Origin of the sequence: Solwaraspora sp. WMMD791, assembly GCF_029581195.1 — a bacterium.
In the GTDB taxonomy this organism is placed as follows: Bacteria; Actinomycetota; Actinomycetes; order Mycobacteriales; family Micromonosporaceae; genus Micromonospora_E.
On record NZ_CP120737.1, the window covers coordinates 1,785,833 to 1,797,872 of the forward strand.

General features: G+C 72.6%; 8 protein-coding genes. 6 read left to right on the top strand and 2 right to left on the bottom strand.

Annotated elements, in window-relative coordinates; all coding sequences use genetic code 11:
* Window positions 1–213: 213 nt before the first annotated feature.
* Entirely contained in the window at window positions 214–2,631 is a 2,418-nt protein-coding gene (locus tag O7623_RS07745) for a Tex family protein (RefSeq protein WP_282227909.1), read from the top strand.
* A gap of 73 nt (window positions 2,632–2,704) precedes the next feature.
* On the opposite strand, the gene O7623_RS07750 is transcribed toward O7623_RS07745, so the two are convergent.
* Entirely contained in the window at window positions 2,705–3,832 is a 1,128-nt protein-coding gene (locus O7623_RS07750; protein ID WP_282227910.1) for a hypothetical protein, read from the bottom strand.
* Window positions 3,833–4,057: 225 nt separating this feature from the next.
* Here O7623_RS07750 and O7623_RS07755 point away from each other — a divergent pair, with 225 nt between their 5' ends.
* The 3 genes from O7623_RS07755 to O7623_RS07765 are packed head-to-tail and all read left to right on the top strand — an operon-like array spanning window position 4,058 to window position 6,768.
* The gene (locus O7623_RS07755) at window positions 4,058–4,753 is read left to right on the top strand and encodes a response regulator transcription factor (RefSeq protein ID WP_282227911.1); all 696 of its coding nucleotides are present in this window, start codon (window positions 4,058–4,060) and stop codon (window positions 4,751–4,753) included.
* The gene (locus tag O7623_RS07760) at window positions 4,746–6,185 is read left to right on the top strand and encodes a HAMP domain-containing sensor histidine kinase (RefSeq protein WP_282227912.1); all 1,440 of its coding nucleotides are present in this window, start codon (window positions 4,746–4,748) and stop codon (window positions 6,183–6,185) included. The genes O7623_RS07755 and O7623_RS07760 overlap by 8 nt, the downstream gene beginning before the upstream one ends.
* Window positions 6,186–6,237: 52 nt before the next feature.
* Window positions 6,238–6,768 carry a hypothetical protein gene (locus O7623_RS07765; protein WP_282227913.1) on the top strand — a complete coding sequence of 177 codons (531 nt, stop codon included), beginning with the start codon at window positions 6,238–6,240 and terminating at the stop codon, window positions 6,766–6,768.
* A 112-nt stretch (window positions 6,769–6,880) separates the two neighbouring features.
* Here the strand turns inward: O7623_RS07765 and O7623_RS07770 are convergent, their stop codons facing one another.
* Window positions 6,881–8,461 carry a pectate lyase gene (locus O7623_RS07770; protein ID WP_282227914.1) on the bottom strand — a complete coding sequence of 527 codons (1,581 nt, stop codon included), beginning with the start codon at window positions 8,459–8,461 and terminating at the stop codon, window positions 6,881–6,883.
* Between the two features lie 281 nt (window positions 8,462–8,742).
* On the opposite strand from O7623_RS07770, the gene O7623_RS07775 reads away from it, so the two are divergent.
* Together O7623_RS07775 and O7623_RS07780 are read left to right on the top strand one after the other, a co-directional pair.
* Window positions 8,743–11,694 carry an AAA family ATPase gene (locus O7623_RS07775; protein ID WP_282227915.1) on the top strand — a complete coding sequence of 984 codons (2,952 nt, stop codon included), beginning with the start codon at window positions 8,743–8,745 and terminating at the stop codon, window positions 11,692–11,694.
* 112 nt (window positions 11,695–11,806) lie between these two features.
* The gene (locus O7623_RS07780; RefSeq protein ID WP_282227916.1) at window positions 11,807–12,037 is read left to right on the top strand and encodes a hypothetical protein; all 231 of its coding nucleotides are present in this window, start codon (window positions 11,807–11,809) and stop codon (window positions 12,035–12,037) included.
* Window positions 12,038–12,040: the final 3 nt, after the last annotated feature.

A 12,040-nucleotide genomic window follows, 5' to 3' on the forward strand; every position in this document is an offset into this window, starting at 1 on the left:
CGGCCGTGGGCGACCGGGCCATGACGAGGGCGGTGCCCGGGCCCGGCGGCGGGTCGCGTGGTGGCGCGACACCGGTCCCCGGTTGCCGGCAGAATGCTTGCCGGACCGCGCACCGTGGTCCCCGCCGACGCGACGCCGGCCGGCGGGTGGCAGGCAGCGGGCCGGTGGCACACCACCGCCGGCACGCCGGGGAGTTGGAGCGGGGCACGCGACGTGACCACAGCGATTGATCAACGGATCGCGGAGGAACTGGGAGTACGGTCGGGGCAGGTGGCAGCCGCCGTCGAACTGCTCGACGGCGGGGCGACGGTGCCGTTCATCGCCCGGTACCGCAAGGAAGCCACCGGGATGCTCGACGACGCGCAGCTACGCACCCTGGAGGAGCGGCTGCGCTACCTGCGGGAGCTGGAGGAGCGTCGGGGCGCGATCCTGGAGGCGATCCGCAGCCAGGGCAAGCTCGACGACGCGCTGACCGCACAGGTCATGGCGGCTGACTCGAAGGCCCGGCTGGAGGACATCTACCTGCCGTACAAGCCGAAGCGGCGGACCAAGGCGCAGATCGCCCGGGAGGCGGGGCTGGAGCCGCTGGCCGAGACGCTGCTCGGCGACCCGACCCAGGATCCACGGACGGTCGCCGCCGGCTTCGTCGACGCCGACAAGGGCGTCGCCGACGCCGCTGCGGCGCTCGACGGCGCGCGGGCGATCCTGGTGGAGCGCTTCGCCGAGGACGCCGACCTGATCGGCGAGTTGCGGGAGCGGATGTGGTCGCGGGGCCGGCTCACCTCCCGGGTACGCGAGGGCCGGCAGACCGAGGGCGCCAAGTTCGCCGACTACTTCGACTTCGCCGAGCCGTTCACGAAGCTGCCGTCGCACCGGGTGCTGGCGATGTTTCGGGGCGAGAAGGAGCAGGTCCTCGACCTGACGATGGAGCCGGAGGAGGTGCCGGCCGACGCCGTCGCCGGGCCGAGCAGCTACGAGCCGATCATCGCCGGTCGGTTCGGCATCAGCGACCAGGGGCGCCCGGCGGACAGGTGGCTGGCCGACACGGTGCGCTGGGCCTGGCGGACCCGGATCCTCATCCACCTCGGCGCGGACCTGCGGATGCGGTTGTGGCAGGCGGCCGAGGACGAGGCGGTCCGGGTGTTCGCCGCCAACCTTCGTGACCTGCTGCTGGCCGCGCCGGCCGGCAGCAGGACCACGATGGGGCTGGACCCGGGCATCCGTACCGGGGTGAAGGTGGCGGTGGTGGACGCCACCGGCAAGGTGGTGGCCACCGAGACGGTCTACCCGCACGAGCCCCGTCGGCAGTGGGACGCCTCGATCGACACGCTCGCGAAGCTGGCCGCCGCCCACCGGGTCGAGCTGGTCGCGATCGGCAACGGCACCGCGTCACGGGAGACCGACAAGCTGGTCGCCGACCTGATGGCCCGCCACGGCGAGTTGAAGCTGACCAAGGTGATGGTCTCCGAGGCCGGTGCCTCGGTCTACTCGGCATCGGCGTACGCCTCGCAGGAACTGCCGGACCTGGACGTGTCGCTGCGCGGCGCGGTCTCCATCGCCCGGCGTCTGCAGGACCCGCTCGCCGAACTGGTCAAGATCGATCCTCGGTCGATCGGAGTCGGGCAGTACCAGCACGACATCTCCGAGACGAAGCTGTCCCGGTCGCTCGACGCCGTCGTGGAGGACTGCGTCAACGGTGTCGGGGTGGACGTCAACACCGCGTCGGCGCCGCTGCTGACCAGGGTCTCCGGCATCGGTGCCGGGTTGGCCGAGAACATCGTGCTGCACCGCGACAGCCATGGGCCGTTCCGGTCCCGGGAGGCGTTGAGGTCGGTGGCCCGGCTCGGCCCGAAGGCGTTCGAGCAGTGTGCCGGCTTCCTGCGGATCCGCGACGGCGACGACCCGCTCGACTCGTCCAGTGTCCACCCGGAGGCGTACCCGGTGGTCCGCCGGATCCTCGCCGACACCGGCAGTGACCTGCGCACGTTGATCGGCGACACGAAGACGCTGCGCCGGATCAAGCCGGAACGCTTCGTCGACGCCGTGTTCGGACTGCCGACGGTCACCGACATCCTGGCCGAGTTGGAGAAGCCGGGCCGCGACCCCCGGCCGGCGTTCCGCACGGCGACCTTCGCCGACGGCGTGGAGACCCTCGCCGACCTGCGGCCCGGCATGGTCCTGGAGGGTGTGGTGACCAACGTCGCCGCGTTCGGCGCGTTCGTCGACGTCGGGGTGCACCAGGACGGCCTGGTGCACGTGTCGGCGATGTCGAAGACGTTCGTGAAGGATCCGCGCGACGTGGCCAAGCCGGGTGACATCGTGCGGGTCAAGGTGCTCGAGGTGGACGTGCCGCGCAAGCGGATCTCGTTGACCCTGCGGCTGGACGACGAGCCCGGTGCGGCCCGGACCCCGGGTCAGCGTGACGCCGGCGGCGGGCCCGGTCGCGGCGGCCAGCCGCGGTCGGCGGGGCGCGACGGTCAGCCGGGCAAGGGCGGTGGCCAGGGTGGTGGCCAGCGCGGCGGCCGATCCGGTGGCGGTGGTCGGTCGGGTTCCGGGGGCGGGCGGCCGGCCGGCGGCGGGTACGCCGACGGCGCCCTCGCCGATGCCCTGCGCCGGGCGGGACTGGCCTGACGACGTGCGGCGGGTGGGGTGGGCCGGTCGGCTCCACCCCACCCGCCGTCGGTCAGGCGGTGGCCGGTCAGGTTCAGACGTTGGACGAGTAGGTGAGGAAGAAGTCGTTCGGTGCCTGCGCACCCGTGGCGTTGAAGCAGATGACGTTACGGACGAAGACCGTGTTGCCGGAGAGGATCCACGGTGCCTGCAGGTTGCAGTAGTCCGGTGTGGTGCCGAAGGCGGTGACCTGGACGGTGGTCATCCGGTAGCCGACCAGCGGCAGGGTCGCCAGGTACTGCCCGACGCCGGAGACCATGATGGTGTTGACCCCGCCGGCGGAGTTGAAGTCGGTGCCACCGCCGAGCGCCGGGGACCACAGGTAGGCGAAGTACCTCGGCGGGACGGCACCGAAGATCGGCCGCTGCCGGTGGTAGGTCAGGTTGAAGAAGCTGTCGGCCATCGCTCCGGCCGGGTCGAAGCAGAACACGTACGCCAGGATCGTGCCGCCGGTGGAGGTCCACCGGGCGATCTTGCAGCGCCGGGGGCTGTTCGGGTGCTCGGCGGTGGCCTGCAGGTTGCCGTCCAGCAGGGCGTTGCCGAGGCCGTTGAGCTTCACCTCGTAGAAACCGGGGCCGAGGTGGGTGACCACGTTGCCGGCTCCGGCCGAGTTGTACGACGACATCAGCGCGCCGACCGGGTTGGCCTTGACGTAGCCGAACGCGGGTCCGGGTGGCAGGACGCCGGAGGCGGAGGTGTAGTCGACGACGAACCGGGCGTTGTCCGGCGCGCCACCGGGCCGGTAGCACTGGACCTCGACGATCTGGCTGCTGCCGGAGGGGTAGGTCTGAAAGACCTGGCACCAGCGGGGCGCGTTGTCGACGGCGGTGACGTGGGCGACGCCGTTGCGCGAGGCGGTGTTCGGGAAGTTCACCCGGTACCGTCCCACACCGATCTGGTCGACGGTGGCCCACAGCGCCGGGGCACCGGCCTTCCATCCGCCCCACTGGCGGGTGGTGTCGAGGATGGTGCCGGGTGCCGGGGTGGGGGTCTGCAGGTAGGCGAACCCCCACCGGTCGGGTACGGCGGCCTGCGCCGGTGCGGCCCCGGCGAGCGCCGCGCCAGCGGCCAGCACGGCCGTGGCGAGCACGGCGACGCCTCGGGCGAGGAGGCTCCGGCGCGGGTGCGCGCGGCCGGTGCCGAATCTAGTGAGGACAGACACTGATCTACCTCCGTCTATGGAGTTAGGAATTCCACCAGCCTAATAAGTGCACAACGTGTTCGTGAAGTCATTGACCGTGATCTGATTTGATGCGGCATCCGGTCCGTTCGACAATCCGGGAATCACCCGCCACCAACGACTTTTGCCTGATCCGTACCGGGAACTTTTACCTGATCCGTACCGGAAGCTGATGCCGCCGTGCCCCGACCCGACGATGATTACCGGATGACCACCGCACCGCCACCGGACCGTGGACTGGTGCTCGTCGTCGAGGACGAACGGCCGATCGCCGACCTGATCCGGCTCTACCTCACCCGCGACGGCTACGGCGTCCACGTCTGCGCCGACGGCGACGAGGGTCTGGCCGCCGCCCGCCGGCTGCGACCGGTGCTGGCCGTGCTCGACATCGGGCTGCCCGGGATCAGCGGCACCGACATCTGCCGGCGACTGCGCGCCGACGACGACTGGACCCCGGTCATCTTCCTCACCGCCCGCGACGACGAGGTCGACCGCGTCGTCGGACTTGAGCTGGGCGCCGACGACTACGTCACCAAGCCGTTCAGCCCCCGCGAACTGCTCGCCCGGATCCGCGCGATCCGCCGCCGCAGCCTCGGCCCACCCGACGTCGGGGTGGTACACACCCTCGGCACCGTCACCGTCGACACCGCCCGACGCACGACCACCGCCGCCGGTCGGCCCACCGTACTCACCTCGACCGAGTTCGACCTGCTGGCGCACCTGATGCGCCGACCGGGCCGGGTCTTCACCCGCGAGGAGCTGCTCGCCTCCGTCTGGGGGTACGCCGCCCACGCCGGCACCCGCACCGTCGACGTGCACGTGGCCCAGATCCGCGCCAAACTCGGCGACGCCGCCGGCGTGATCCGCACCGTCCGGGGCGTCGGCTACACCGCCGATGGCTGAACCCGGCACCGCCACCGTCCCACCGGTACGGCACCGGATCACCGGCACCCTCACCGCCCGTACCGTCGGAGTCGCCTGCGCCGTCGCCCTGCTGTCCGTGCTGGTCACCGCCGCCGTCGCGATCCCGCTCGGGGTCCAGGGCACCGAACGCGGCGCGCGGGCCTCACTGGCCGCCAAGGCCGACCTCGTCGCGGCGGCCGTGGCCGACGCCCCGGACGATGCCCGGCGGGCCGCGCTGCTCGACCGGCTGGCCGGCGAACTGGCCGGGCAGGGCATCGAGCTGGTCGGCATCGCGCCCGGTACGGTGCCACGGCAACTACCCACCTCGGTGCTCCGGCGGTTGGCCGCCGGTGAACCGGTGGCCGCCCGCCGACCGGCCCGCATCGACGGCCGACCCACCCTGCTGGAAGGCCGACCCACCGGCGGGCAGACGGCGGTGGTGCTGCTGCAACCGCTGCGTCCCGGGGCCGGCCGGCTGGTCTGGAGCAACCTGTGGCTGGCGCTGGTCGCCGGGCTCGGTGCCGGCCTGGTCGCCGGGGTGTTGCTGGCCGCCCGGCTGTCCCGGCCGATCCGGGCCGCCGCCCATGCGGCGCAACGGCTGCGCACCGGCGACCGCACCGTCCGGGTGCCGGTCGAGCCCCCGGTCGAGGCGGCACAGCTGGCCCACGCGCTCAACGACCTGGCCGCCGCGCTGGCCGCCAGCGAGGCCCGTCAACGCGACTTCCTGCTGTCCATCTCGCACGAGCTGCGGACTCCACTGACCACTCTGCGCGGCTACGCCGAGGCCCTCGCCGACGGCGTCGTCGACGCCGACGCCACCGGACCCACCGGGCGGATCATGCTCGACGAGGCACACCGGCTGGACCGCCTCGTCGGTGATCTGCTGGCACTGGCCCGACTGGAGGCCGCCGACTTCACCATCGAGGTGGCCGACGTCGACCTCGGTACGTTGCTCGCCGACGCGGTGGCCGCCTGGTCGTCCCGGTTCGCCGGCACCGGGGTGACCGTGACGCTGGCTGCTCCCCCTGCCCCGCTGCTGGTGCGCACCGACCCCGGGCGGCTACGGCAGGTCGTCGACATCCTGCTGGACAACGCGCTGCGGGTGGTGCCGGCGGGCGGCACGGTACGGATCGACGTACCGTCGGATCCGCAGGTCACGGACCCGGACACCGTCGCGGTGCAGGTGCACGACGACGGTCCCGGCTTCAGCGACGACGACCTCGCGGTGATCTTCGAACGCGGCGCGCTGCACCGCCGCTACCGGGGTGAGCGGTCGGTCGGCACCGGGATCGGACTGGCACTGGCCGCCGGGTTGACCCAGCGCATCGGCGGCCGGATCACCGCCGGCCACTCCCCTGGCGGCGGTGCCGTGTTCACCCTGCGGCTGCCGCGTCGACCGACCGGACCGGTGGCGTCGGGGGGCCTTACCTGATCCGAACGTCCGGCTCACCGGGTCTTCGTGGCCCCGACCGACGCTGGGACGCATGAGACGTTCACTGCGTACCAGTGTCCTGACCGCGACGACCGCCGGGGCCGCCGCGGTGGTGCTCGCCGGCTGCGCGGCCGGCGGGCCGACCGGCACCGCCAGCGGCGCCGAGCAGGTCAGCGTCGCGTCGCTGACCAGCGTCATCGACGACTACGACAGCTTCGCCGACTGGCGCGACGACCACCCGGGCCGGCGGGGTGGGCCGTGGGGCGGCCGGCACCCGTTCGCCGGTGGCGGCCCGCACGGCGCGGCGCTGCACGGCGAACTGACCGTGCAGACCGATGACGGGCCACGTACGGTCGTGGGCCAACGCGGCACCGTCGACGCGGTCGACGGCAGCACGCTGACCGTCGAGTCCACCGACGGGTTCACCCTCGACTGGACCTGCGCCGACGAGTGCCGGGTGGTCGACGACGGCGTCGAGGTCGAGCTGTCCCAGCTCGACGTCGACGCCGAGGTCCGCGTCGTCGGCGTCCGCGACGGTGACGACGTGCTCGCTCGGATCGTGCGCCGCCCGGGCACGGACTGACCGTCACAGGTGCCGCCGCGAGCGGGGTCGCCGCGAGCGGGGTAGGCGGCGGTGCGGGTCGTCGGCTGAACGGCCCGCGCCGCCGCTGGTCACGGTGCGCGACGATCGTCGGCTAGCTGGCGTACGTCTCGAACTCGGCGACCCGTGGGGTGCCGTTCGCACCGGTGATCTCGAAGTTGATCTTCTTCAGCGAGGTCGGCGAGAAGCGGATCACGCCGGCCCCGCTCCCGGTGGCCAGGACTGCACCGTTGTCGTTGTTGACGACCCGCCAGGGACCGATGTTGCCGACGGCACCCGACGCCTCCCGGATGACGATCGCGGCGACCGTGGTCGCGGATCCCCACTTGACCGAGATCCGACCGGTCGAGCCGTTCGGCGACCAGTAGCTGCCCAGGTCACCGTCGACCGCGTTGCCGTAGCTGGTGCCGCTGGCCTTGCTGGACCCGTCGGCACCGGCCCCGATGCTGAGGTTGGTCCCACCGGGCTGGCCCGGTGCCGGCGTCGTCGGATTCGGACCCGGGGTTGTCGGGTTCGGACCGGGCGTCGTCGGGTTCGGTGCCGGCGTCGTCGGCGCCGGATTCTGCGGGGTGCAGCTGCCGTTGGACACCCGGTTGCCCTTGTTGGCGCCGGCGAGTTGCCGGACCAGGTTCGGCACGCAGTTCGCCCCGTCCATCGGGTACGGGTACGGGATGCTGACGCTGGTGTTGGACTGCGGGTTCGGGCCGGCCGGGTTGGTGTCGCCGCTGCGGGACGACCAGGTCACGTTGTCGAAGATGTTGCCGCTGACCTGCCAGTAGCCGGCCTCACTGGTGTAGAAGGTGCCGAGGACGTCCTTGGAGTCCTCGAAGTAGTTGTTGTCCACCTTCGCACGCGCCCCGGCCCGGGAGTTGATCCCGGACTCGTTGAGGTTGACGTAGTAGTTGTTGTACATGTGCCCGATCCCACCGCGCAGCAACGGCGTACGGGAGTCGATGTTCTCGTACAGGTTGTGGTGGTAGGTGACGAAGCCGTTCGAGCGGTCGCTCTCACTGGAGCCGACCAGGCCGCCACGGCCGGAGTTGCGCAGGATGCTGTAGGACAGGGTCACGTACTGTGTGTCGTTCTTCATGTCGAACAGGCCGTCGAAACCCTCCGACTCCCCGCCCGAGGCCTCCAGAGTGACGTGGTCGACCCAGACGTTGCGGACGGACGCCTCCATGCCGATGGCGTCCCCGCCGTTGGACGTCGGCGAGCCGGACTTCTTGACGTTACGGACCGTCACGTTCTGGATGATGATGTTGCGGGCCTCGCGGATGTGAATGCCCACCTGGTCGAAGACCGCTCCGCTGCCGACCCCCACGATCGAGACGTTGCTGATCTGCTTGAGTTCGATCACCCCGTCGGCGGTGTTGCAGCTGTCGCCCGACACCTTGCTGGTGTTGCCGTGGTTGATGGTGCCCTGCACCTCGATGATGATCGGAGTGCTGCTGCTGGCCCGATTGCAGAGCGCCGCGTGCAGGGCGGTGCCGGTGCTGACCCGTACGGTCTGGCCACCCGCGCCACCGGTCGTGCCGCCGTTGCCGGTCGCGAAACCGGTGGCGCTGCCGGTGACCGAGGCCGATGCCTGGGGGGTCAGCAGGGCCACGCCGATCGTGGCCGCCACGGCTGTCGTGGCCGCTGCCGCGAGGAGTCGCAGTGCGACTGGTCGTCTCATGGTGCTTCACCTTCTCCTGGTGTCTCGCGGCGGGGCGACGTTGCCCGTCCCGCGCACCCGCCTTCAGCGATGTCCTTCGATCTGCCTCCCACCCGGCCCTGGTGCGAAACATCAACGAAACGCAATGGTAGGAAAGGGTTTTCCTCAGGGCAATAGCTGGCCGTGTGCAGGTTTGTTGCACCGGATCGAACGGGACGGACCAGGGCCCGTTCTTCGTCTCGTTCGCGCTTTGACCCACACACGTCACCATCGGACCGTCCGGCCAGGATTAGCCTGCGACGATGCGGGTGAGTGGGCACCCGGTGGCGGTCCGTCCGCCCCGGTTCGTGGGCCGGGCCGGCGAGACGGCCGCGCTGGTCGAGGCACTGGACCGGCCCTCGGCGATGGTGCTGGTACGGGGCGAGGCCGGGATCGGCAAGAGCCGCCTGGTCCGCGAGGCGTTGGCGGCACGGCCGGAGCGCGGCGCCACCACCCTGCTGGCGGTCTGTCCGCCGATGCGGGAGTCGCTGACCCTGGGCCCGATCGTCGACGGCCTGCGCGATGCCCGGCACCGGTTGACCGGGGCACGGCTGAGCCCGCTGGCCGGCGCGCTGCGCCCACTCGTACCGGAGTGGTCGGCCGAACTGCCGCCGGCCCCGGAGCCGACCGACGACGCCCGCGCCGCGCGGCACCGGCTGTTCCGGGCCCTCGACGAGGTGATCGGCGCGCTCGGGGTGGACCTGCTCGTCGTGGAGGACGCACACTGGGCTGACGAGGCGACCCTGGAGTTCCTGCTCTTCCTCGCCGCCCGCCCACAGCCGGGCGGGCCGGGGCTGGTGGTGACCTACCGGCCCGAGGAGGTCGACGACCAGTCGCTGCTGCTGCGCCTGTCGGCGCGGTCGTCGACCACCGGCGCACCGGTCCGGATCACCTTGGCACCGTTGGACGTGGCCGACACGGCGGCTCTGGTGTCGTCGATGCTCGACGGCAACCCGATGTCGGCCGAGTTCGCCAGCTTCCTGCACCAGCGCACCAGCGGGGTGCCACTGGTCGTCGAGGAGTCGGTGCGGCTGCTCTGCGACCGGGCGGACGTGGTCTACCGCGACGGGCGATGGGTCCGGTTGAGCCTGGACGAACTGCAGGTGCCGGAGTCGGTCCGCGACGCGACCCGGGAACGGGTCGGCCGGTTGACCCAACCGGCCCAGCGGGTGCTACGCGCCGCGGCCGTCCTGGCCGAACCCTGCGACGAGGCCACCCTCGCGGCCACCGCCGGGCTGCTGCGCCGGGCCTGCCGGACCGCCTCGGCCGAGGCCGCGGCGGCCGGCCTGCTGCAGTGTGACGGTACCGGAGGCAGCGGAGGCGACGGCCCGGACGATCGATGGTGGTTCCGCCACGCGCTCGCCGCCACCGCCGTCTACGATGCCATCCCCCGGGCCGAACGCCGCGTCCTGCACCTGCGCGCCGCCCGGGCGGTCGAAGCGCTCGACCCGCCGCCGGTCGCCCGGTTGGCCCGCCACTTCCGGGAAGCCGGCGAGACCGCCGACTGGGCCCGCTACGCCGAGCGGACCGCCGAACGGATGATCGCCGCCGGGGATCACACCTCGGCCGTGGTCACCCTCGACGAGGTGCTGTCCACGGCCCGACTTCCCGCACCCGAGCAGGCCCGGATCGCCCGTACGGCGGCGGTGGCGGCGCTCGGTCGCCGGGAACCGGTCGACGACGTGTACCACCGGGTGGTCGGCACGCTGCGTACCGTACTCGACTCGGCCGGGCTGACCGCCCGGCAGCAGGCCGACATCCGCAACCCGTTGGGTCGGCTACTGATCATCGGCGGTGAGGCGCAGGCCGCGCTGACCGAACTCGGCCGCGCCGTCGACCACCTCGACGATCCGCTGGAGGCGGCCCGGGCGATGACCTACCTGGGTTGGGCGTACGCCGGCCCGTGGCCGGCCGCCACCCACCTGCGCTGGCTACGCCGCGCCGCCGCGCTGATGCCCGACATCACCGCCGCCGCCGACCGGCTGTCGCTGACCGGCAACCGGGCGGCCGCACTGCTGATGCTCGGTGAACCCGAGGCGTGGGAACTGGTGGCAGGGTTACCCACCGATGGCGCGACCTCGGCCGAACGCCGGGACATCGCCCGGATCCACGCCAACGTCGGCACCGGCGCGCTGCTGTGGGGCCGGTACGCCGACGCGGCACGCCACCTGCGGGTCGCGATGGACCTCGCCGACGTCGAGCAGCTGACCCGACTGCGCTACAACATCCTGATCGAGCAGGCCAACCTGGACTGGTTCGCCGGGCGCTGGGACGGTCTGGCCCGCCGCGCCGGCGACCTCGCCGAGGCCGACCGGGACCGCCCCGGTGTCTACCTGGCCGGGGTCCGACTGGCCGGCCGGCTGGCCGCCGCCCAGGGCCGGCGGCCCGCCGCCGAGCAGCATTTCCAGCTGGTGTTGGACGAGGCGACCGGGCGCGGCGCGGTGGACGACACGATGGAGCCGGCAGCGGCGCTGGCCCGGCTGTGGCTCGACGACGGTCAGGTCGACCGGGCGCTGCGGGTCACCGAGGCGCCGATGGCGACCGTCGCCGCGAAGCGGGTCTGGGTGTGGGGCACCGACATCGCACCCGCGCGGGTCGCGGCGCTGCTCGCCGCCGGTCGGCCGGGCACGGCCGCCGAACTGGTCCGCCGGTTCACCCGGGGGCTGGCCGGTCGCGACGCGCCCGGCCCACAGGCCGCAGTGGCGACGTGCCGGGCGGCGCTGGCCGCCGCCGCCGGCGACCACGACCGGGCCGCGGCCGGCTTCGACCGGGCCGCGTGCGCCTGGACGGCCCTGCCCCGCCCGTACGATGCCCTGCTGGCCCGCGAACGGCAGGCGGCGGCGCTGCTGGCGGCCGGTCGCACCGGGCCGGGACGGGAGCTGCTGGCCGAGGTCCACGCCGCACTGTCCGACCTGGGCGCGAGCGGCGACGCCGACCGGGTGGCGACGCTGCTGCGCGCGCACGGCGGTCAGGTGCCGCGCCGCTGGCGGGGCGGCCGCAAGGGGTACGGCGACCAACTGTCCCCCCGCGAGCTGGACGTGGTCCGGTTGGTGGCGGCGGGGCACACCAACCGGGAGATCGGCCGGATCCTGACCAAGTCGTCCGCCACAGTGGATCAACAGTTGCGCTCGGCGATGCGCAAGCTGTCGGTGTCCACCCGGACGGCGCTGGCGGTCGCCGCGATGGAGGCGGGAGTCCTCTCGGCGGACAGCTGAAACCGCGCCGCAACAGCAGCGTCACCGCACCACGTCGATCCACAGTGGCAATCAGGTTCTTTGACGTATCTGCTGGATAGCTAGCGTCCCGTCGGGTCAGCAGCATGACGGTATGCACATGTCGCCGGGCCGGCCCATCGGCGCGCCGGATCCCGATCATCCCGCCGCCGACGGACCTGGCGAGGCTGTGGCCGTACCGGCCGATCCCGGCGGCGACGACGCCGCGCCGACCGACAGCCCGACACCCGGCGCCGCCCACGCGGTCGGCCAGACACCCGACACCGCGCCGACCGCCGGCGCGGCGTTCGACGGCGACCACCGGGACCCGTACCAACCCCTGTAAGGG

Bases quoted from the DNA above. Each gene is read 5' to 3' on its own strand.
- O7623_RS07755 (WP_282227911.1), top strand. From the start codon at position 4,058: ATGACCACCGCACCGCCACCGGACCGTGGACTGGTGCTCGTCGTCGAG.
- O7623_RS07760 (WP_282227912.1), top strand. From the start codon at position 4,746: ATGGCTGAACCCGGCACCGCCACCGTCCCACCGGTACGGCACCGGATC.
- O7623_RS07765 (WP_282227913.1), top strand. From the start codon at position 6,238: ATGAGACGTTCACTGCGTACCAGTGTCCTGACCGCGACGACCGCCGGG.
- O7623_RS07770 (WP_282227914.1), bottom strand. From the start codon at position 8,461: ATGAGACGACCAGTCGCACTGCGACTCCTCGCGGCAGCGGCCACGACA.
- O7623_RS07775 (WP_282227915.1), top strand. From the start codon at position 8,743: ATGCGGGTGAGTGGGCACCCGGTGGCGGTCCGTCCGCCCCGGTTCGTG.
- O7623_RS07780 (WP_282227916.1), top strand. From the start codon at position 11,807: ATGCACATGTCGCCGGGCCGGCCCATCGGCGCGCCGGATCCCGATCAT.